The sequence below is a fragment of the Pseudomonas sp. TJI-51 genome (genome assembly GCF_000190455.2).
In the GTDB taxonomy this organism is placed as follows: Bacteria; Pseudomonadota; Gammaproteobacteria; order Pseudomonadales; family Pseudomonadaceae; genus Aquipseudomonas; species Aquipseudomonas juntendi.
This window is the reverse complement of sequence record NZ_AEWE02000041.1, coordinates 16109-36254: the sequence shown is the minus strand read 5'-3', so window position 1 is coordinate 36254 and position 20146 is coordinate 16109. Positions and strand designations below refer to the sequence as shown.

The 20146-nt window shown below is 59.4% G+C and carries 19 protein-coding genes and 1 pseudogene; 2 read left to right on the top strand and 18 right to left on the bottom strand.

All coding sequences use genetic code 11. The features are described from left to right. Positions 1 to 13: 13 nt before the first annotated feature. The 15 genes and pseudogenes from G1E_RS09535 to G1E_RS09465 form a co-directional block, all read right to left on the bottom strand. Complete coding sequence (locus G1E_RS09535) at positions 14 to 346, bottom strand: DUF2790 domain-containing protein (protein WP_003452302.1); 333 nt, start codon at positions 344 to 346, stop codon at positions 14 to 16. Positions 347 to 491: 145 nt separating this feature from the next. Beyond that, positions 492 to 3641 (bottom strand): efflux RND transporter permease subunit, encoded by a 3150-nt coding sequence (locus tag G1E_RS09530; RefSeq protein WP_003452300.1) that lies wholly within the window; start codon positions 3639 to 3641, stop codon positions 492 to 494. Next, on the bottom strand, positions 3638 to 5098 hold the full coding sequence (locus G1E_RS09525) for an efflux RND transporter periplasmic adaptor subunit (RefSeq protein WP_003452298.1): 1461 nt from the start codon (positions 5096 to 5098) through the stop codon (positions 3638 to 3640). The genes G1E_RS09530 and G1E_RS09525 overlap by 4 nt, the downstream gene beginning before the upstream one ends. Beyond that, complete coding sequence (locus tag G1E_RS09520) at positions 5095 to 6357, bottom strand: TolC family protein (protein ID WP_003139513.1); 1263 nt, start codon at positions 6355 to 6357, stop codon at positions 5095 to 5097. The genes G1E_RS09525 and G1E_RS09520 overlap by 4 nt, the downstream gene beginning before the upstream one ends. A gap of 696 nt (positions 6358 to 7053) precedes the next feature. After that, a pseudogene (locus tag G1E_RS09510) lies at positions 7054 to 7671 on the bottom strand (IS5-like element ISPpu18 family transposase); the annotation flags it as partial. 148 nt (positions 7672 to 7819) lie between these two features. After that, positions 7820 to 7993, bottom strand: coding sequence for a hypothetical protein (locus tag G1E_RS28655; protein WP_009686156.1), 174 nt, complete (start codon positions 7991 to 7993; stop codon positions 7820 to 7822). Positions 7994 to 8003: 10 nt separating this feature from the next. Next, a complete protein-coding gene (gene radC / locus G1E_RS09505; protein ID WP_009686157.1) occupies positions 8004 to 8501 on the bottom strand; it encodes a DNA repair protein RadC in 498 nt (165 codons plus the stop codon). Continuing rightward, positions 8473 to 9423, bottom strand: coding sequence for a hypothetical protein (locus tag G1E_RS09500; RefSeq protein ID WP_009686158.1), 951 nt, complete (start codon positions 9421 to 9423; stop codon positions 8473 to 8475). Before G1E_RS09500 ends, radC begins: the two co-directional genes overlap by 29 nt. 90 nt (positions 9424 to 9513) lie before the next feature. Then, positions 9514 to 10518 (bottom strand): YqaJ viral recombinase family protein, encoded by a 1005-nt coding sequence (locus tag G1E_RS09495; protein WP_009686159.1) that lies wholly within the window; start codon positions 10516 to 10518, stop codon positions 9514 to 9516. Positions 10519 to 10592: 74 nt separating this feature from the next. Next, a complete protein-coding gene (locus tag G1E_RS09490; protein WP_009686160.1) occupies positions 10593 to 11561 on the bottom strand; it encodes a DUF932 domain-containing protein in 969 nt (322 codons plus the stop codon). 86 nt (positions 11562 to 11647) lie between these two features. Continuing rightward, a complete protein-coding gene (locus G1E_RS27465) occupies positions 11648 to 11977 on the bottom strand; it encodes a hypothetical protein (RefSeq protein WP_082437898.1) in 330 nt (109 codons plus the stop codon). 370 nt (positions 11978 to 12347) lie between these two features. Beyond that, a complete protein-coding gene (locus G1E_RS09480; protein WP_009686162.1) occupies positions 12348 to 12908 on the bottom strand; it encodes a hypothetical protein in 561 nt (186 codons plus the stop codon). A gap of 224 nt (positions 12909 to 13132) precedes the next feature. Next, positions 13133 to 13591 (bottom strand): hypothetical protein, encoded by a 459-nt coding sequence (locus tag G1E_RS09475; protein WP_009686163.1) that lies wholly within the window; start codon positions 13589 to 13591, stop codon positions 13133 to 13135. Positions 13592 to 13599: 8 nt separating this feature from the next. Continuing rightward, positions 13600 to 13962, bottom strand: coding sequence for a DUF3703 domain-containing protein (locus tag G1E_RS09470; protein WP_009686164.1), 363 nt, complete (start codon positions 13960 to 13962; stop codon positions 13600 to 13602). A 16-nt stretch (positions 13963 to 13978) separates the two neighbouring features. Further along, the gene (locus G1E_RS09465) at positions 13979 to 16261 is read right to left on the bottom strand and encodes a heavy metal translocating P-type ATPase (RefSeq protein ID WP_047149787.1); all 2283 of its coding nucleotides are present in this window, start codon (positions 16259 to 16261) and stop codon (positions 13979 to 13981) included. Between the two features lie 235 nt (positions 16262 to 16496). Between G1E_RS09465 and cadR the strand changes: the two genes are divergently transcribed. After that, positions 16497 to 16949, top strand: coding sequence for a Cd(II)/Pb(II)-responsive transcriptional regulator (gene cadR, locus G1E_RS09460; RefSeq protein WP_009686167.1), 453 nt, complete (start codon positions 16497 to 16499; stop codon positions 16947 to 16949). 81 nt (positions 16950 to 17030) lie between these two features. Here the strand turns inward: cadR and G1E_RS09455 are convergent, their stop codons facing one another. Genes G1E_RS09455 through G1E_RS09445 form a run of 3 tightly spaced genes read right to left on the bottom strand, consistent with a single transcriptional unit; the run spans position 17031 to position 18309 of the window. Next, positions 17031 to 17675: a thioredoxin domain-containing protein gene (locus G1E_RS09455; RefSeq protein WP_009686168.1), complete on the bottom strand. Its 645-nt coding sequence runs from the start codon at positions 17673 to 17675 to the stop codon at positions 17031 to 17033. Then, positions 17672 to 18115, bottom strand: a complete 444-nt coding sequence (locus tag G1E_RS09450) for a disulfide bond formation protein B (RefSeq protein WP_081430179.1) — start codon at positions 18113 to 18115, stop codon at positions 17672 to 17674. Before G1E_RS09450 ends, G1E_RS09455 begins: the two co-directional genes overlap by 4 nt. Then, positions 18112 to 18309 carry a hypothetical protein gene (locus tag G1E_RS09445; protein WP_009686170.1) on the bottom strand — a complete coding sequence of 66 codons (198 nt, stop codon included), beginning with the start codon at positions 18307 to 18309 and terminating at the stop codon, positions 18112 to 18114. Before G1E_RS09445 ends, G1E_RS09450 begins: the two co-directional genes overlap by 4 nt. Before the next feature lie 644 nt (positions 18310 to 18953). Here G1E_RS09445 and G1E_RS09430 point away from each other — a divergent pair. Further along, a protein-coding gene (locus G1E_RS09430) for an IS3 family transposase (RefSeq protein WP_132475516.1) occupies positions 18954 to 20116 on the top strand; the annotation gives its coding sequence in 2 pieces (ribosomal slippage) (positions 18954 to 19209 and positions 19209 to 20116; 1164 coding nt in all). The last annotated feature ends 30 nt before the right edge of the window (positions 20117 to 20146 follow it).

Sequence of the window (20146 nt, the reverse complement as noted above, 5' to 3'; positions counted from 1 at the left end):
GCGATGTCATTTATTAGTTTTGGTTCCGGCAACCTGTTCCGGCTGCACGGTATTCAAGAATATTCAGATCGCCGTTGGAGTCCTCGTAGGTCATCTGGGCTGGCATCACATTGCAGCTAGAGTCCGTTGAGGTAGTGGCCACGACCCTGGCGATATCGAGCTTCATGCCGTAGCGGTAATGAATAACTTCAGGCGGATTCTTTCCGTTAGCGGCAGCATACTCTTGCATGGCCTGCTCATTGGCCTGAATCATCCGACCATAAACACGATCAGCGCCGCCTTCTGCCAGAGTGGCAGAGGAAACAACCATAGCGGCAAGGGCTGCAATAACTTTGAGGCTTTTCATGTTTAATCACTCCTTCAAGGTGGTGATTAAAATATATCCGCTCAACCTGTCATAAAAATGAAGTCAAAGTTACATCGCCGTAATGCTTCCTGCCGCGTTACCCGGGCGAGTCAGCTTGGCGCGTGGCTTGCCCGGGTTTGTAAAGCTATAGCTCCTGCGGTGCGCGAACCTTCTGTGTACGCTGCCTTCGCATCAGCCAGTACGCGGCCGGCAAAACCAACATGGACATCAGCGGCGCGGTAATCATGCCGCCGACCATGGGCGCGGCGATGCGCTTCATCACTTCAGATCCGGCACCTCCGCCCCAGAGGATTGGCAACAGGCCGGCGATGATCACGGCCACCGTCATCACCTTGGGCCGCACGCGCAGCACTGCGCCTTCACGAATTGCCTCCAGTAGTGCCGGGTCACCGCTGCGCCCGGCATCCATACGTGCATGCCAGGCATTCTTCAGGTACAGCAGCATGATCACCCCAAATTCCGCCGAGACGCCGGCCAAGGCGATAAAGCCGACCCCAGTGGCAACCGACAGGTTGAAGCCGAACCAGTAGAGCAGCCAGATGCCGCCCGATAGGGCGAAGGGCAGGGTTGCCATGATCAGTAGGGCCTCACCGAAGCGGCTGAAGGTCAGGTAAAGCAGCACGAAGATGATCAACAAGGTCGCCGGTACCACCCAGGCCAGCCGTGCATTGGCGCGCTCCAGGAACTCGAACTGACCGGAGTAGGAGACGGTCATGCCAGCATCGAGTTGTACCTGCTCAGCTACGCGTTGCTGCAACTCGCGCACGGTCGATGCCAGGTCGCGCCCACGGACATCGACATAGACCCAACCGGACAGACGCCCGTTCTCGCTGCGCAGCATTGGCGGCCCTTCGGTCAGACTAACCTGGGCGACGGTGCCCAAGGTGATCTGCTGGCCGGCTTGCGTGAGGATCGGCATACGCCGTAGTGCCTGCGGACTGTCTCGCCACTCCTTGGGATAGCGCAGGTTGATCGGGAAGCGGGCCAGTCCTTCAACCGTCTCACCAATATTGCTGCCGCCGATGGCGCCCGATACCACCGCCTGCACATCGGCGATGCTCAGGCCATAGCGCGCCGCGGCCAGTCGATCGATCTGGATGTCCACGTAACGGCCGCCAGTAAGGCGTTCTGCCAAGGCCGAACTCACCCCAGGCACCTCTTTGGCCACGGCCTCGATATCGCGCGTTATGCGCTCGATGTCGACCAAGGAGGTTCCGGATACTTTCACCCCAATGGGGCTCTTGATCCCCGTCGCCAGCATGTCGATGCGGTTGCGGATGGGCGGCACCCAGATATTGGACAGCCCCGGAACTTTTACCGCGCGATCCAGTTCCTCGATCAGCTTTTCGGGTGTCATCCCCGCGCGCCATTGATCGCGTGGTTTGAACTGCACCGTGGTCTCGAACATTTCCAGCGGTGCTGGATCGGTGGCGGTCTCTGCTCGCCCGGCCTTGCCGAATACCCGTGCCACTTCGGGCACCGTGAGGATCATCCGGTTGGTTTGCTGCAGCAGCTGGGTGGCCTTGCTGGCCGGCAAGCCGGGCAGGGCTGATGGCATGTACAACAAGTCGCCCTCGTCCATCGGCGGTAGAAACTCTCCTCCGAGTCTGCTGAGGGGCCAGAGACTGGACAAAAACACTAGCAAGGCCAGCGCTAGGGTCACCTTAGGCCAAGCCAGCACCCACTCCAGCACCGGCCGGTATGCACCGATCAGCCAACGATTCAAGGGGTTCTGTTGTTCGCTGGGGATATGCCCACGAATCCAATAGCCCATCAGCACCGGTACCAAGGTGATCGAGAGGCCAGCAGCGGCAGCCATGGCATAGGTCTTGGTGAATGCCAGCGGGCCAAACAGGCGACCCTCCTGGGCCTCCAGGGTGAAGACCGGGAGGAAAGACAGGGTGATGATCAAAAGGCTGAAGAACAGCGCCGGCCCGACCTCGGCCGCAGCTTCGCCGATCACCCGCCAGTGCGCCTCGCCCTGAAGCGGTTCACCGGGGTGTCGAGCCTTCCAGGCCTCGATGTGCTTGTGCGCGTTCTCGATCATCACCACGGCGGCATCGACCATGGCGCCGATGGCGATTGCGATCCCGCCGAGCGACATGATGTTGGCATTGACGCCCTGGTAGCGCATGACGATGAAGGCCATCAGGATGCCCAGGGGCAGGGTGATGATCGCGACCAGCGACGAGCGCAGGTGCCAGAGGAAGATCAGGCAAACCAGGGCAACCACCGCGAACTCTTCCAGCAGCTTGTAGCTGAGGTTATCGATGGCGCGGTCGATCAATTGCGAACGGTCATAGGTGGTGACCACCTCGACGCCGGCCGGCAAGCTGCCCTTCAGGCTGTCCAGCTTGGTCTTCACCGCGGCGATGGTATCGCGGGCATTCTTTCCGGAGCGCAAGATGACCACGCCGCCTACCACTTCACCCTGGCCATCCAGCTCGGCAATGCCACGACGCATCTCTGGCCCCAGCTGAATGGTGGCCACCTGACCCAGCAGCACCGGAACTCCGCTGGCCGAAGCCCGCAGCGGCACATTGCGGAAATCCGCCAGGCTCTCTAGATAGCCTGAAGCCCGCACCATGTACTCGCGCTCTGCCAGCTCCAGGATGGCGCCGCCGGTTTCCTGATTGGCGCTCTTCAGCGCCGCTTCGACCTCCTGCTGAGTTACCCCATAAGCCACCAGCTTCTGCGGATCGAGCAGCACTTGGTATTGCTTGACCATGCCGCCGAGGGTGGCCACTTCGGCTACGTTGGGCAGGCTCTTGAGTTCGTACTTGAGGAACCAGTCCTGCAGTGCCCGCAGCTGGGCAAGATCATGCTGGCCGCTGCGGTCGACCAAGGCGTACTGGTAGATCCAGCCCACGCCGGTGGCATCCGGCCCAAGGGTGGTGGTAACACCCTCGGGCAGGCGTTCCTGCGCCTGGTTGAGGTACTCCAGCACCCGCGAGCGCGCCCAGTAGAGGTCGGTGTCGTCCTCGAACAGCACGTAGACGAAGGAGTCGCCGAAGAACGAGTAGCCGCGCACCGTCTTCGCCCCCGGTACCGAGAGCATGGTTGTGGCCAGTGGGTAGGTCACCTGGTTCTCGACGATCTGCGGTGCCTGTCCGGGAAAGCTGGTTCTGATGATGACCTGGGTGTCAGATAGGTCCGGCAGTGCATCCAACGGCGTGTTGCGCAGCGACCAGAGGCCCAGGGCGGTGATGAACAGGGTGGCCAGCAGTACCAGGAAGCGGTTGCCGATCGACCAATGGATCAGGCGCGCGATCATGGCTGGTCTCCTTCCTTGCGGAGCTGCTCGATCAGCAGGCCGGAGTTTGTCTGACGTGCGGCGATGCGTACGTGATCTCCTGGCTTAAGTCCCACAGCTACTTCGGAGCTGACCAGAGGAAAAGCCATGGTCATACCTGGCATATTCAGGCTCTCGAAGGGGCCATGCTCCAGGGTGACTTGTTTCCCGTCCAGTGCGCGAATAACGCCGTGAGACACATGCAGCCCCTCCGTGCTGTCCTGTTCTGCATTGCCGGCCAGGATGCCCTGCAGGCTGGCTTCCGAATCGATGAGGAACTGGCCGGAGGTAACGACCGCCTGACCTTCCTCAAGACCGGAAAACACCTCCAGACGCCCATCGGCCTCGCGGCCCAAGGTGATTTCCTGGGGACGGTAGCGTCCGTCGCCTTCGGCCAGCATCACCAATGCACGCTTCCCGGTGCGAATCACGGCTTCACTCGGCACAAGAAGCGTGGATTGTTCGACGGCACTGTTCAGGCGTACGGCGGCGAACATGCCGGGGCGCAACTTACCGGCAGGGTTGGGTAGCTCGCTGCGTACCGTGAGCGTGCGCGTTTGCGGATCGGCACTCGGCAGCAAGGCTATGACGCGGCCCAGCAGCGGTCGATCAGGAAAGGCCGTCAGGTTGGCGCGGATCTCGTCCCCGACCTGGATACTTCCGGCCATGGCCTCGGGTATCGCCGCATCGAGCCAGACACTGGACAGCCCGTTGATCAACGCCAGATCCTGCCCGGCTTCAACGGTCATCCCGGCGCGTACCTGCAAGGCTTGGAGCTCGCCGCTGATAGGTGTGGTGAGGGTTTGCACTGCCCGCGGTTTGCCGCTGCGGCGAACCTGCTCTATCAACGCTTGTGGCATGCCGAGCAGGCGGAGGCGCTCTTGGGCCGCAGTGATCAAGCGGGCGTCACCGGTACGCAGTACCGCGAGGAACTCCAACTGCGCGGCGGACCACTCGGGAATCAGCAGGTCGACCAGGGGTGTTCCAGCTGGCAGTACATCGCCAGGGGCACGCCCGTAAACCCGCTCGACGAATCCGCCAGCGCGGGCCTGGAGGTTCGCTACCTCTCGCTGGTTATAGGCCAGGGAGCCGACCACCTCGATATCCGAGGGCAGTACACCGCGGATCACCGTCGAGGTCCGCATTCCGAGGTTCTGCACGGCTTGAGCGGGGACGCTCAGGACAGACGGATCTTGCTCGGATCCTGCGTATTTAGGGACAAGCTCCATATCCATGAAAGGTGACTTGCCCGGTTTATCGAAGCGCTGCTCAGGCTGCATCGGGTCGTACCAATAGAGCACCTTGCGCTCGTCCGTCGGTGCGGAGCTAGGCAGTAGCTCGTGTTTGGCTTGCCGCTGGGCCAGCCAGTAGCCACCGCCCGCCGCGCCAATGCCCACGGTCAGCACGGCGACCGCAAAACCAAATGTCGATATCTTCATTTCAGGCCCTCCACATAGGCGTAGTACAGGCTTGCGGAGAGCTGGCTCAACTTGCGCTGTTGTTCAATCTGCCGCAGTTGCGCATCAATCAGGTCGCGCTGGGCAGTAATAACGGATGTGAGCTGGCTGTTACCGGCTTGGTAGGCGGCCAGTTCGAGATCGGCACGTTTGCTTGCAAGCGGGATCAAGGTTTTTTCGGTGCGTGACAAGGTCCTGCGCAGTTGCTCAAGCTCGGCAATACCGCCTTCCAGCTCAGCCTGATGGGCGCGCAGTAATGCTTCCTGCTCGGCTTCCATCTGCGACACGCTTTGTTGTCTGGCGTTGATCTTGGGCCCCTGACGTGTGCCTACGAACAACGGCAGGTCGAAGGTAAATTGCACCATCACCATATCGCCGAACTGGTTGTCGCGATTGTTGTAGGCAAACTCAACACCCCAGTCGGGGGTCTTCTCGGCGATGGCCTCGTTCAGCTCGGCGCTAGCCTCGCCGACTCGGGCGGAGGCAGCGCGCAACTCAGGGTGTGAGGCAATGCGTTGCTGCAGGTGCGGTGCCACCAGGTTCAGACTGGGAACACCTCCTTGCAAAGGCTGGTCAGCCTCGTTGCCTATCCAGCGGCGCAGCTTGGCACGAGCTACTGCCACATCGCGATTCAGTTCATCTCGCCGATCTTGTAACGCCAAAGCTTCCTGGTCGGCCTGCAACAGCTCGCCAGGCTGAGCACTACCGCCGGCAATCAGCGATTGCACGGTCGAGCGGAGCATCTCGATCTGACGGTCCAGTTGATCGAAGAGGCCAACACTGCGTTCGGCGTAGTACACATCTAGCCAGCTCACTGCCGTCTGGCGCTTGATCTCCAACTGCATGGCACGCTGCTCGGCCTCGGCTCGGCCTACTGAAGCCTCGGCCAACTGGCGCCGAGCCTGACGCTTGTCACTGTTGGGGACTTCCTGCATGAACCCAATGCGGCGCATGGTCATGGAGTCACGATTAAGCGTGTAACGGTCAGGGCCTTCGATCGGCAGGTTGTCGATGCCTAGAATCAGCTTGGGATCGGGCAGGGCGTCTGCGGGCTCGACAGCCTGCTGTGCCGATGCCACCTGCGCCTGGCGCGCGAGGTTCTCAGGGGCACTCTGCTCGGCCAGAGCTTGGGCTCGTTCGAAAGTTAGGGGCTGCGCCTGCGCGGCAAGCCAGGGAGCTGCCCAGAATGCGGCAGCCAACACACCGAGAAAGCCACGGCGTGGAAAAAGGAAAGCGGACATGCTTTCGCCTCCAATGCGATTGATCGAAGTCGCGACTACGAAACGTGACCGCGACGATGCGCCTGACTGTAAGGCGCGGGATGATCACTGCATTAGACGAAACGAGGAGGGCGCCAGAGTCCTGCGGGCTCTCGCTTAATCACCGACTGGGTCAGCAATATCTCGGGGCGTGAGGGGAGAGGGGATATGCTCTTGATCACGGTGGTCTGGAGAAGTCCTCCGGTCTTGCATTCCTGGCCGGGTTTGCAAGGGGACTTCTTGGCCACCCCATCAGACTTGTCCATTTGCTCGCAGCACGGAGCATCGGCCATTGCATGGCCCTGATGATCGGCGCTCTGCATCGGGCAAGGTTGTGCCGGCATGCTGAAAGCCACACCGCCGAAGGTCGGCAGCACGAGGCTAGCAATCATTAGCAGGATCAATCCAATCCGACGCACAGCAATTCACCAGGCGGGGCAATAGGCCGACGATAGCAGATTGCCCCCGAGCCATGAATGCTCCTTTTGACGATAACAGCACTTCGTTGATTTGGATCAAATAGAGTGTCTAGGGAAGGTCTGAAGTAACCCTGTATTTCCGGTCGACTTCAGCCCTCGCTGCTTTTGAAAGCGGGCCGTCGATCAAAATCGACCAGGTAACCCGCTCAGTTCTTCGTTTTTGGCCGCCGCGAGCACCTCGCAGCAGCCATTTTCCGCATTACAGGTGCACCTTTCCTGCGGTAGTCAGCAAATGTCGGCGCGCCATCCATAGGTTCGACAGCGCGAACAGCGTCACCAGCTGAGCGGTGTTCTTGGCCAGGCCACGGAAGCGCACCTTCACGTAACCGAACTGGCGCTTGATCACTCGAAACGGGTGCTCGACCTTCGCTCGCACTTGTGACTTGGCCTTCTCGATCTTGCGCTTGGCTTTGTACAGGGCGCTGCGTTTATCGAGCTTCTTGTAGGTGCTGCGGCGTGCTGCGACCTGCCAGATCACTTCGCGGCCAGCATGTTCGGGGCGCTTTTCGACGCCGGTGTAGCCGGCATCGGCGCAGACGACGTTCTCGTCACCGTGCAGCAGTTTGTCGACCTGGGTGATATCCGCCACGTTGGCTGCCGTGCCTACCACGCTGTGTACCAGCCCCGACTCATCATCTACGCCGATGTGCGCCTTCATGCCAAAGTAATACTGGTTCCCTTTCTTGCTCTGGTGCATTTCCGGGTCGCGCTTGCCGTCCTGGTTCTTGGTCGAGCTGGGCGCGTGGATCAGTGTGGCATCGACGATAGTGCCCTGGCGCAGCGACAGGCCGCGATCCCCCAGGTAGCCATTGATGATGATCGGGTGGTTGTGATTGTGGTCGCAGTGGGCAAGCGTGAACGAAGTGCAGCTTACAAGGCAGCAGGTAAGCGTTAGCTACCAGGGAAAAAGAAAAAAGAGGGAGCCATTGCAGGCAGTCTTTCGACTACCCACGCTGGCTCACTGTTCAAGGGTTCATTCTTACTTTCTGCTTCCGGTAGATCCAGCACGCCAACACCACGGCAATCAGCAATGGTGGAAAGCGCACCATCAGAATCATCAGCAGCAATATCGCCAGACAACCGGCCAAGATCCCGGCAAACATGAATGCCGAGGCAACAGTCCGTAGCAGCAGTTTCATTGGCACCTCCTTACAGGTAGCCGCGCTCAGCCAACGACACACAATCCTCCTGGCCTACCACAACGTGATCGAGCGTTCTGACTCCGACCAGATTCAGTGCGTCCTGCAGTTTCGTGGTGAGATTGCGATCCGCCTGGCTGGGCTCGGGATCACCTGAGGGGTGGTTGTGTACCAGGATGATTGCCGCTGCGTTGTGTTCCAAGGCGATCTTCACGATTTCCCGTGGGTAGACGCTGGCTCCATCCAGGGTTCCGCGAAACACTTCCTCGAACGCAATCACCCGGTGTCGGCTGTCGAGCATGAGCAGTGCAAAAACCTCGTGCTCATAATCAGCCAGCAGCGTCTGCAGGTGACTGAACGCCTCCTTAGGCGAGGTCAGTGCACGTCCCTTGCGCAGGCGCAGACTGGCCAGTTGCCTGGCCATCAGCAGGATGTCGTTTTCCGTCACCGGCGACTCGACCAGGTAGGTGCCGGTCGTGTCACTGGCTTTCAGCTTGTGCAGGCGCATGGCGGCCTCCTTGGTCTCGGTCTGTGGGTGGGGTTTGACGAGCAGCTTGTGCATCGAGCTTTTCAGTCAGGCTGGGTTTGGTGGGGTTGAGTTGCGAAATTGTTGCTGCAGCAGGGGCTTCACCCTCGGGGTAGAACTCTTCCACGATGGCGCTGACATCCTCCTCGCTGTCTTCGAATGCTCCGTTGCCAAAGCCGCGTCGTGCTGCCTCATCCAAGGCGGCTTGATCGAAGCCTGCAGCTTGCCGCCGCGAATCGAGTTCACTGGCGGTCACCAGCGCTTCAGCCATGTCCATGCCACCGCGTACTGTCAGGTCGGCGTAGAAGATCGGCGTGCCATGGCTCTGGCGAGTGGACTTGCCACGCAGGCGCAGTTCCAGCGGTAGGCATGCCAGGCGGTTGCCCGAAATGGCCTGGAAGTAGTGCAAGCGAGCGGCCAGGGTGCGGATGCTGTTGAAGCCGGTGGTGCGGAAGACAAAGCTGCCCAGCGGATCCTCATCGCCAATGACTACATTCAGCCGGCCATAGGGCTTGCAGGCACTACCTTTCGCCAGTGGGCAGGCATCCGGCGACGGGCAAGGCAACGACTGCATACCATCCTGAGTGACCCGCTTGCAGGTCTCGCCATTGCCGACGCAGACGGGGCGTCCGGATTGTCGGTCGAACAGCGTGTAGTCGGCTCGGAAATTCAGCTCCGGCTCGTTGAACAGCAGGCGTACCGGAATGCTGCGCAGCTTGTCGTCCTTGCCCTGACGCAGTTCGTCATTGAGCGGGTGCAGCAGCCAGCCATCCTTGCCTTGCACCTGGGACGTGATAGTGAACTGGTCATCTTTCTCCGGCAGGCGCTTGCCGTTCTTCTCGATGACCTTGCCGATGGAAATCCGCCCGAGTACCGGCGGGGTGATAGCCAGACCTTTGAGCATGGTGAGTCTCCTGGAAATGAAAAAAGGCCAGCCACGCAGTGCGAACTGCATGGTCTGGCCAAGGGAGGGAAGGGATGGAAGTGTTGGGTTTCAGCCGACCAGGAAGCGCCGTGCACCCGGTTTCAGCAGTGGGTACTTGGCCTGCAGGTAGGGCTTGTCTTGGAGCAACTGCACGACATCGAGACCGATGCTGTCCTTGGCCTTGCGCCAGGAGACGTAGCCGCTGGAGAACTCCGCCCGACTAGCATCGCCCATGGCTTGCTGCAGGATCTGCTTCAGTTCAGCCTCGCGCTTCTCTTTGTCGGCAATCGACTGACGCACGGCTTTCAGCTCGATGTACGCAGCAGAAAGCCCCGCATGCTGGCTGAAGTCGACGACCTGGCCGTTGTCCTCCGGGTAGAGGCAGCGCAGCGCCGACTCGGCCGAAGCCGTGCCGTCAGCCGGCGGTGGCGTATCCGTCTCAACGTAGTGCCAGAATTTGCGCTCCAGCTCGATCAGGCGAGCGATCATCTGCTCGTCCCGTTCGATACGGTGGATCTCCAGCGTCTGGCCACCCAGCAGCACGGCCACATCCGCCGCCTGCTTGCCGGTGACGGCGAGCTGGTGCATCACCTGCAACTGCACATACTCAGGCACGCCCTCTTTCCAGAGGCGTGCCCCGTTTATGCCGGCTGTCTTGCATTCGAGGATCTGTACATCGTCAGCCCCGATCACCTCGCGGTCGATGTTGGCCAGCATCCAGGGCAGCTCCGGATCCGCGTGCTGCAGCACGGCGTTGATGCGCCGTACCTTATTCCTAGTGCGCTTGCTGTAATGCCAGGCCACGATAGGCTCCAGCACATTGCCCCAGTACATCGGGCTTTCCTCATCCTGAGGATCAGCCTTCGGCATGCCGGCATCACGCCCCGTCTTTTCCATCCACAGCTCCAGTTGCGACTTGTACGGGTTCAGACCGACTGCTGCCGCAGCGTCCGAACTACCGATACCTTGCTTGCGGATCTGCAGCCAGTCCTCGCGCGGCAGCTCCTTGGTGCTGACCAGGCGCAGAGCCGGACGGGTTTTGCTGGTGCTGCGATTCAATGAAGTGGCTTTCATAGCGTTCACCTTGCAGAAATAGAAACGCCCGACCTGCAACGAAGCGGGTCGGGCGTTATGGGGGGGGTAAATGGTCAGGCGACCAGTTGCAGAGCTGTATCCAGGGCGCGTTGCTTGATCTGTGCGCCCTGGCCGAACCAGGCGGAGTCGAGGCGATACTCCGTGCTGCGTGCCCGGCGCTCGTGATCGACGTACTCGGTCACGGCATTGAGCAGGCCCCAGGCCGTGCCGCGTGCCGAGTCCAGCTGGCTGCCGCGACCTCGGCCTTCGTACAGCTCCTGTACCTTGCGCAGTGCGCGCTCGTTGGGCAGTTGCTCCGGCAGTGCGCCGGTCGGGCTGGTGTCGCACATCACGTTCATGAAAAAGCCCAAGGCCTCATGCCACTGCACTTTGCGTTCAGCCAGGTGGCGCATGCGGTACATGAAGTCGTCCCATTGCGAGACGGCGATGCCAAGCTGCTTCTTCACCAGGTCGCCGTCGAAGCGGGTGCTGTGCGGCACCTTGATCGCACGGCTGGTGCCGTCCATGGCGATGGTCAGCGTGTTGTTGCAGACTACGCGGATGGTGGTAGGCGTTGCTGTAGTGGCCAGGGTGCCGTCGCAGGAAGTGGCCAGCAGCAAATAGCCATTCACCTGGTCGTTACCCTTGAGTGCAGCGCCCTGTCCGGTACGCGCCAGCGCCCAGAACTTGCGCCCGCCCTTGAGCACGCCAGCGGTTTCCAGCTCGTAGCCGGAGACCTCGGTCAGATCCCGGTAAAACTCCAGCACATCCTTGGGCTGAACGGTGTGGTAGCGCTGCGAGACCACCGACAGCGGTGCCTTGCTGTCCGAGCGGTAGAGCACTTTCTGCTCCGGGAACGAATGGATCGCGCCCAGATGGCCGATGGCGTCCGACTTGAAGTGCACGGGGCTTTCCAGAATCTGCCAGTCCATGCCGGCTTCGCGTTGCCAGACTTCGATGGGTTGTTTCTGCGGCAGGTTGTTGCCCAGGCCGTGCCACGGAGTAGCGCCAACGTAGGCCATTTGTTCGATTTGATGAGCCATGACGAATTTCCTTTGAGTGCAGGCCGGCATAAAGCGCCGCGCAGAGCGCAGCACCGGCAATCAATGAGAGATAAGGAAGGGCCGGATCAGGCCGGTAGGTTGAAGCGGTGACCGCAGAGCAGGCAGAGGTTGTGGGCCAGTACATGGCGGTCGAGCGACTCGCCGAGCTGCGCGCCAATCGCACAACCACCGACGCCTCCGGCCAGACCGCCGAGAATGGCGCCGGAGACCGAACCGAGGGTGATGCCGACAGGGCCGGCGATTACGCCAAGCGCTGCGCCGGCCTTGCCGCCTGCCAGAGCAGCACTGATGCCTCGTGCGAGACCACCGACAGCGCCGATGGCCGCGCCAGCTTTCATGGCGTGATGGAAAGAAGCGACTTTGGGGGAGTGACAGCGGGGGCACTGCAATGACATGGGGCGAACCTCCTTGGTGCTGATGTCATTGCGGTAATGTGTTGCTGAGATTTTTTTGAATCGAATGGCTGCTTTTCAGCAGCGCTAACTGAGTGCGAACTGGCTGGAGTCGGCCAAAAGCAGCCATTAGCCAGCCAGACATGTAGGTGTCCGCTGATACAGAGTTGACGTATTCGTGCCCCCTATTGGTTGATGCGTCGACGGAGCGCACAAAAAAGTCACCATTCACAGGAGCTTTAGCGCTGAATCTTCAGGTGAGCCAAAAATTGAATCGGGGGAGCCCAACGCCCCTAGCGTGAGTTGGGCTGGCGCATGAGAGTATTCATACCGTACGGGAACAGCATGCTGCCCGTGGAATAAGTGTGAAGTCTCAGCGCTGTGGCATGCCCATATGCTGCTGATGCTGCATCATCTGATCCATCATCATCTGTTGCATGCCCATGTACCTGTCCATCATGTATTGATGCTGCTTCATCTGCTCAGGCGTCATCTGGGAGTAGTGGCTGCCCATTTGATCCCAGCCCATCATGTGGCCCCCACCCATCATCTTACCGTTACCCATCATGTGGCCCCCGCCCATCATCTGACCGTCACCCATCATATGGCCGCCCTGCATGCCCCCTCCGCAGCACCCCATCATTCCGCCGCCACGCATTCCGTTCATCATGTGCATTCCTTGCTGCATCATGGTTTGGTGCTCTTGCATCAGTTTCTGACGCTGTGCAGGGTCGCTTGCTTTCTGAATTTGGCTCATTTGCTCCTGCATTCTCTTCAGGTTTTCTTGTGCCTTCGCCATCTCTTGATCAAATTGCTCAACGCTCATTGGCTGCTGTTGAGCCTGGCTGGTGGTACTGGAGTCCTGCTGCGCAAAGGTTAAGGCCGGAAAAAGCGCAGCCGCCAAAGCGAAGGTGGCGAGTTTTGGTGCTTTCATTGCTCAGTTCCTTGCAGGTGAAAGTGGGTCGTGGGGTGAGTCACCAGTAGTCAATATAGACCTCGAAGACGGGTGTAGCCTGATGCAGGTCAAAAGTTGATCCCGTACCTGCTACAGGTTGTATTGAAGCTGCTCCGACCAAGGAGGTTGCCTGCGTGAGCGAATTTTCAGTGGCCAAGATGGACTGCCTTCTGGATGAGCAGCCTGCCTGGGCATGTCGTGCTTCAGTAGTTAAAGCCATTTGCCGCCAGGACTGCCCAGCGGCGCTGACGATGGGCGTAAAACAGGCGCGCAAAAAGCCACACGAACGGGGTGAGGATGCCGGCATCGATAGTCACGCGATCTCGGTAAAGCGTTCCGCCACTCACTTCTTGTGCCGTAATCAGGTGATCCCACTTATTGATCAGCGGGCTGTAGCCGTTGTCTCTGAGCATGAAGGCCTGAGCGTTTTCCGTCTGCGGGTAGGTAGTCACAATTGCCTGACGGCCAATGGGAAGTACGCCGAATAGCTTCAGCTTGACCCAGTAGGTGCCCTCGCTCCAGGTATCAGGAAACTCAGCCGGATCCAGCGGGCTGAAACTCAATAAGGGTGAAGCAACCTGACGCAACAGGCGTGGTTTGCGCACCTGGGCGATCACCTTTGCGAGTGGGCACGGCAGCTGGGTGGCGAGATCGACTTGCATGGGCGCAATTACCGACTGGACAGGTTTTGCTCGTCACTCGCAAGCAAGGTCTGGAGTTCTTCAGGAACCGGCATGGGCTTGAACGCACTGATTCTGGAGCGGCCTGTATTGCCGAGGGGCACCCAGATTTTGGAGAACAACAAGGCCGCGAAAATGCGCGGTATTTGCCCGGCCACCTCGCGATAATCGCCAATTTGCCAGCCGAGCGTGAGCATCAGCCAGTGTGACCTGGCATGCAGCAAAGGTTGGCGCTGAGTCAGGATGTGCGCGCGCTCCAGCCATTGAAAGGCATCTGTACTGCGCTGTTCCTGCATGGCCTGCCGGGCCTGCTGAAAGGCTTGTTCAATTGCGAGTTGCAATGCTGCTTTCATCTTCAATCCTCCAACCCTACTTTTTAAGCAGGCGCAGGCCGTTGAACACCACCAGCAGACTGACTCCCATGTCTGCAAAGACGGCCATCCACATCGTCGCCTGCCCCGTTAAGGTAATGGCGAGAAACAGGGCCTTGATCCCTAACGCCAGCACGATGTTCTGCTTGAGGATGGCGGCGGTCTGTTGAGACAGGCGGATGAAGGCCGGGATCTTGCGCAGGTCGTCATCCATCAAGGCCACATCCGCAGTTTCGATGGCAGTGTCTGTGCCTGCGGCGGCCATGGCGAAACCGATTTCAGACTTCGCCAGCGCCGGCGCATCGTTGATGCCATCGCCGACCATCCCAACAACGTAGCCGCGCGCTTGCAATGCTTCAACGGCCTGCAATTTGTCGACTGGCAGGAGATTGCCGCGTGCCTCGTCGATGCCTACCTGCTGTGCAATCGCATCTGCGGTGTGCGGGTTATCGCCGGTCAGCATTGTGGTCTTCACGCCAAGCGCGTGAAGTTCCTCAATTGCCTGGCGGCTGGAGTCCTTGACGGTATCGGCAACGGCGAACAGGGCAATGGCACGCTGCGGATTGCACAGCACCACCACTGTTTTACCTTGGCGTTCGAGACGCTCCAGCGTCGCTTCCAGCTCGGGTGAGCAGAGGCCAAGCTCTTCCACCAGACGGTGGTTACCCAGGTGGAAATCTATGCCTTCGATGGTGCCTCGAACACCTCGACCCAGTAGGGCTTCGAATCCCTCAACGGCAGCAAACGTCAGGCCATTCTCAGTGGCATGCTTGGCTATTGCCTGCGAAACCGGGTGGTCAGAGCGACTGGCGAGACTGGCAGCATGAGTACGGTAGAGTTCTGAGTCCTGTTCAACCAACGGCATGTAATCGGTCTGTACCGGCTTGCCATGAGTAATGGTTCCGGTTTTGTCGAGTGCCAGGACGCCAAGCTTGCCACCGATTTCCAGATAGACGCCGCCTTTGACCAAAATGCCTTTACGCGCCGCCGCTGCCAGGCCACTGACAATGGTGACGGGCGTCGAGATGACCAAGGCGCAAGGGCAAGCGACCACCAGCAGCACCAAGGCACGGTAGATCCAGTCGTACCAGGGCTCGGCCATGAAGAGTGGCGGCACAATGGCGATAGCCAGGGCGAATAGGAATACGACAGGGGTGTATACCTTGGCGAACTGATCGACAAAGCGCTGGGTCGGCGCACGTGAACCCTGCGCCTCTTCGACCGCGTGAATGATACGTGCCAGCGTGGTGTTGGCTGCGGCGGCCAGGACGCGGTATTCCAAGGAGCCGGCTTCGTTGATGGTTCCTGCAAAAACCGGATCGCCGATGGTTTTCTCTACAGGCAGGCTTTCCCCTGTGATGGGCGCTTGGTTGATGGTGGAATTCCCGGAAGTTACCTCGCCATCGAGACCGATTCGTTCGCCCGGTCTTACCCTGACCAATGCGCCTACGGCGATGGTTTTAACGTCAACTTCAAGCCATGTGCCATCGATCTGCTGCACCGTGGCGCGCTCCGGCGTCAGATCCATCAGGCCGCGTATGGCATTGCGCGCCCGATCCAGCGACTTCGCTTCGATCAACTCGGCGACAGAAAAGAGGAACATGACCATGGCCGCTTCTGGCCATTGTCCAATCAGCACCGCACCGGTCACCGCGATACTCATCAGCGCATTGATGTTCAGGTTACGGTTCTTCAGCGCGATCCAGCCCTTTTTATAGGTCGTCAGGCCGCACAGCAGAATGGCGAGCAGCGCCATGCCAGCCACAGCCCAATCTGGCGCAAGCTCGGCAAAGTGGATCACTTCCGCCGATACGGCGGCCACGCCCGATAGCGCCAAGGGCCACCAGGCCTTCTTGCGCGGGGTGCTTTGCGTTTCTTCTTTTGCTGTTGCGGAACCCTCAACCACTGGCGTGAAACCAAGCTCGCGAATAGCTGCCAGTGCTGCTGGCAGTGCTTCTGCTGAGTGGCTGAGCGTCAGTACGCGCTGAAGCAGGTTGAACTCCAACGCACTGATGCCGGGTAGCGAGGTCAGCTTGTCGCGGATTAGCTTTTCTTCCGTTGGGCAGTCCATCTGTTCGATTTTGATGCGGGCTTGCCCTTCAGCAGATAGCGGCTCTGCTTGCATACCCAGGGACGAGATTGCCGCTTCGATAGGCGCGGTCGACGGCAAGCTGTGCCATACCCCAAGAATCCGATTGATCAGGTTGAAGTCGAGCTTATCTATGCCTGCGAGCTTGCTCAGTTTGTCCTGAATCAGCGTCTGCTCAGTAGGGCAGTCCATTTGCGCAATGCGGAAGCTGCTGAGCCTGGAGCCGGTTACGGCATTTACTGCTGTAGCCGCTGTGGCAGAGCACTTGCTTGCTTCGTTGGAGTCACAGCAGACATCCTTTGAAACCGCTTCAGGTTTGTATTCGTCACCGCAGCAGCCAGCCATGAAGGTATCCTCGTTGAACAGTTGTGCAGAGTGAACACCCTGAAGCCACTACAGGGTCAAGCGTTTGCTGAAGAGGTAACTCATGAAGATTGGAGAGCTGGCCAAGCTTGCCGATTGCCAAGTTGAAACGGTTCGCTATTACGAGCGCGAGGGGCTGTTGCCCGCTCCGGCCCGCAGCGAGGGTAATTACCGCCTGTACAGCAGTGAGCACCTTGAGCGACTTACGTTCATCCGTAACTGCCGAACACTGGACATGACCCTGGACGAGATCAGAAGCTTGTTGGCGCTGATGGATCGGCCAGAGGGGAACTGTGAGGGTGTGAATAGCTTAGTGGATGAGCACATTGAGCATGTGCAAGCGCGCGTGACCAGCCTGCTGGCCCTGCAACAACAGCTGGTTGAGTTACGACACCGTTGCGCCTCTGAGCGCGGCGTAGACGAGTGTGGAATCCTCCAGCGCCTGAACACCACTGGCGGTGTCAGTGCGCTTCCGGATGATGGCCACACTCATGTTGGGAAAAGCCACCGCCACTAAACATGCGCCACCACCTGCCATGCGAGGCACGCTACATGGCAGGTGGTGAGTCTGGCTCAGCTGTATGCAGACGGTTAGCGCTTATTTGCTTTGTTCGACTTCAGCTTTGACCAGATCAATCAGTGGCTGCGCGCCGAAACTCAATAGCGGCTTGCCATTCACAAAGAACGTGGGCGTCTGGCGCACGCCAGCAGCCTGGGCATCCTGAGAGTCCCTTTTCAGGGCCTCGGTGATATCGCCAGCCATCATCTCCGCACGGGCCTTTTCCACATCCAAGCCTGCCGCTTCAGCAGCTTCCCAGGCCTTCTGCACCAGTGGGTCACTGTGCCATTGCGGTTGCGCCACCATGAGTGCTTCCAGAACAGGCTCGAAGACCCCCTGCTTGCGTGCAGTTTCGAGGATTCTTGCTGCTGTTTCAGAGCCTTCATGGAAGAGGACGTAACGCAGCACCAGGCGCACATCATTCGGGTTGTCAGCCAGGATCTGTTTCACTACTGGAAAGAAGGCGCGGCAGGCCTCGCAGGACGGATCGAAGAACTCAACGATGGTTACGGGCGCATTGGCGGTGCCGATAACGGGCGAATGGAAGCGCACCAACGAGCTAGCCACTGGAGCAACTGGCGGGGTCTCTTCACTTACCGAATATCGATCATAAAAGAATGCCGCAGCAGTGAAGCCGAGCGCAGTAAGAATGCTGATGACGAGGACGATTGCACGTCTGCTCATAGGGAAGACCTCCGACGGATGAGAACAAGAAGAACAGCGATAAGGGTGAATGCGACCAGCGAAAGCAGTGGCAGAGGGACGCTGCCGAAAATCGTCATGTCAGCGCTGGAGCAGGACGGGCCTGCCCCGCAGGGCTTGATGCTCTCCGGTATGGCCCCAAAGTAGAGCAGGCTGTGGTAGAGCGCGATGAGCCAGCCCACGACGGTAACCGGCAACGCATAACGCCAGACCCCGAAATCCGAGGTGTAGCAACCAACGGCCAGAATCACGACCAGTGGAAACATGAATGCGCGCTGGAACCAGCAGAGCACGCAGGGCGTTTTGCCCATGACCTCGCCGATGAACAAGGCGGCTAAGGTCGAAACCAACGCAATACCCCAGGCCATAAGCAACAGGCTCCAGGGGCTGGGAAAGCGAGTGTTTGTCTCTGTTTCCATCATGGTTGATATCTACCCTCTACAGAGGTGGGTGGCACGGGAACTACCGTCGACGCGATATCGTTCGTGGTGACGTCTTGAGCCAGTGCATCTGCCATGCCCATGAGCATCAGCACGATAGCGAGCAGTAATAAGCGCATCGGGCGGCGCAGGTGCGCAAACAACGCCCCTGGCTCGCGCGGAGAAAGCGATTGCATAAGTTGATCCTGGATTGCAGTGGTCTTTAGCCGCAGTGCGGCTGTGCTTAGATCACGCGGCTGGATCGCGGAGGGCGCTCAATCAAGTAGACCAGGCGAGTTGGTGCGGCTTCATCCGGCAGGGTAGTCAGGATGTTGCTTTCTGCCTGTGCTGGCAGGATAAGCAGCGGCCCAAGGTAAGGGGTCTCGTGCACATGGTCGGCAGTCATCGGCGAGTGCTGGTGACCTGCACAAAAGACGCAAGAGGGGGCTGCCTCTGTGAGCAAGCTACTGTGCGCGGCTTCGCTCTTGAATCCCGCTTGCGGCTCTGCACCAACCAACAGGGAAGACATATGCCAACCCATGACCAGCAGCAATGCCAGGCTCAGTGTAAGCACTACTTGGATTGTGACCTTACGCCTGGGCATCGGGATGATGTCGATATGTATAGAGGTGAGAGGTATTTGCTCCGACCCTCATGGGTATGAAGATACGGTCGCCGTACGAATTCTCCGCAATGAGACCATTCTCGGGGAGTAGGCACAAGCACCATGGCGATACCTGTGCGGCTTAGGTGGGGCGGGCTAGGATGCATGATGGTGTAGTGGTCTACTAATCCCGGACACCCATTTAGGGCGAGAATGCTCGCCATAGAGAGGTGTCTGATGACCAAGCAACGTCGTTCTTTTACGTCCGAGTTCAAACGAGAGGCCGCTGGTCTGGTGCTCGATCAGGGCTACAGCCATATCGATGCAGCCCGCTCGCTGGGGCTGGTTGAATCGGCGCTTCGTCGCTGGGTGAAACAGCTCCAAGAGGAGCGCCAGGGCGTTACCCCGAAGAGCAAAGCATTGACTCCCGAACAGCAGAAAATCCAGGAGCTGGAAGCCAGGATCGACCGACTGGAACGGGAGAAAGCGATCCTAAAAAAGGCTACCGCTCTCTTGATGTCGGACGAGTTCAATCGTACGCGCTGATAGACCAGTTGAGTGAGCGGGAGTCGGTGGAAGTGGTCTGTTCAGCGTTCGACGTGGTGCGGTCTTGCTACTACGCCTATCGCCTACGGCGCTGCCGTGTTGATGCGCGCCGCGTTGCACTGCGCAGCCAGGTCAACCAGCTGTTCAACCAGAGTCGAGGATCGGCTGGTAGCCGAAGCATTCTGGGCATGCTGCGTGAAGATGGCGTAAGCATTGGCCGCTTTCGCGTGCGTCGGTTGATGCGCGAGTTGGGCTTGGTCAGCAAACAACCAGGCTCGCACGCGTACAAGCAGGCCACGGTTGAACGACCAGATATCCCGAACCGGCTGAACCGCGAGTTCACCACTGAGCGCCCCAATCAGGTGTGGTGCGGCGACATCACCTACATCTGGGCGCAAGGCCGCTGGAATTACTTAGCGGTGGTGCTGGATCTGCATGCACGACGAGTAATTGGCTGGGCATTCTCCGCCAAGCCGGATACGGAGCTGGTCATCAAGGCGCTGGATATGGCCTACGAGCAACGAGGCAAACCGCAGCAGGTGCTGTTTCATTCAGATCAGGGTAGTCAGTACGCCAGCCGCCTGTTTCGACAGCGGTTGTGGCGATATCGGATGGAACAGAGCATGAGCCGTCGAGGTAACTGCTGGGACAATTCGCCAATGGAACGGTTATTCCGCAGTCTGAAGTCGGAGTGGGTTCCGCCGACCGGTTACCTGAAAGCCCAGGAGGCGCAACGGGACATCAGTCACTATCTGATGCATCGTTACAACTGGGTCAGGCCGCATCAATTCAACGACGGGCTGCCGCCCGCCGTTGCCGAAGAAAAACTTAACCCACTGTCCGGGATGGGTTGACCACTACATGGAAAAATCAGGGTAAGCGGA

Excerpts from the sequence above, each read along its gene's own strand:
- G1E_RS09470 (WP_009686164.1), bottom strand. The coding sequence starts at position 13,962 with ATGAAAGCAGCATTGCAACTCGCAATTGAACAAGCCTTTCAGCAGGCC.
- G1E_RS09480 (WP_009686162.1), bottom strand. The coding sequence starts at position 12,908 with ATGAAAGCACCAAAACTCGCCACCTTCGCTTTGGCGGCTGCGCTTTTT.
- G1E_RS09490 (WP_009686160.1), bottom strand. The coding sequence starts at position 11,561 with ATGGCTCATCAAATCGAACAAATGGCCTACGTTGGCGCTACTCCGTGG.
- G1E_RS09445 (WP_009686170.1), bottom strand. The coding sequence starts at position 18,309 with ATGCAATCGCTTTCTCCGCGCGAGCCAGGGGCGTTGTTTGCGCACCTG.
- G1E_RS09520 (WP_003139513.1), bottom strand. The coding sequence starts at position 6,357 with ATGTCCGCTTTCCTTTTTCCACGCCGTGGCTTTCTCGGTGTGTTGGCT.
- G1E_RS09535 (WP_003452302.1), bottom strand. The coding sequence starts at position 346 with ATGAAAAGCCTCAAAGTTATTGCAGCCCTTGCCGCTATGGTTGTTTCC.
- G1E_RS09500 (WP_009686158.1), bottom strand. The coding sequence starts at position 9,423 with ATGCTCAAAGGTCTGGCTATCACCCCGCCGGTACTCGGGCGGATTTCC.
- G1E_RS09530 (WP_003452300.1), bottom strand. The coding sequence starts at position 3,641 with ATGATCGCGCGCCTGATCCATTGGTCGATCGGCAACCGCTTCCTGGTA.
- G1E_RS09475 (WP_009686163.1), bottom strand. The coding sequence starts at position 13,591 with ATGCAAGTCGATCTCGCCACCCAGCTGCCGTGCCCACTCGCAAAGGTG.
- G1E_RS09525 (WP_003452298.1), bottom strand. The coding sequence starts at position 5,098 with ATGAAGATATCGACATTTGGTTTTGCGGTCGCCGTGCTGACCGTGGGC.
- G1E_RS27465 (WP_082437898.1), bottom strand. The coding sequence starts at position 11,977 with ATGTCATTGCAGTGCCCCCGCTGTCACTCCCCCAAAGTCGCTTCTTTC.
- G1E_RS09465 (WP_047149787.1), bottom strand. The coding sequence starts at position 16,261 with ATGGACTGCCCTACTGAGCAGACGCTGATTCAGGACAAACTGAGCAAG.
- G1E_RS09495 (WP_009686159.1), bottom strand. The coding sequence starts at position 10,518 with ATGAAAGCCACTTCATTGAATCGCAGCACCAGCAAAACCCGTCCGGCT.
- G1E_RS09455 (WP_009686168.1), bottom strand. The coding sequence starts at position 17,675 with ATGAGCAGACGTGCAATCGTCCTCGTCATCAGCATTCTTACTGCGCTC.
- G1E_RS09450 (WP_081430179.1), bottom strand. The coding sequence starts at position 18,115 with ATGATGGAAACAGAGACAAACACTCGCTTTCCCAGCCCCTGGAGCCTG.
- radC (WP_009686157.1), bottom strand. The coding sequence starts at position 8,501 with ATGCGCCTGCACAAGCTGAAAGCCAGTGACACGACCGGCACCTACCTG.
- G1E_RS28655 (WP_009686156.1), bottom strand. The coding sequence starts at position 7,993 with ATGAAACTGCTGCTACGGACTGTTGCCTCGGCATTCATGTTTGCCGGG.
- cadR (WP_009686167.1), top strand. The coding sequence starts at position 16,497 with ATGAAGATTGGAGAGCTGGCCAAGCTTGCCGATTGCCAAGTTGAAACG.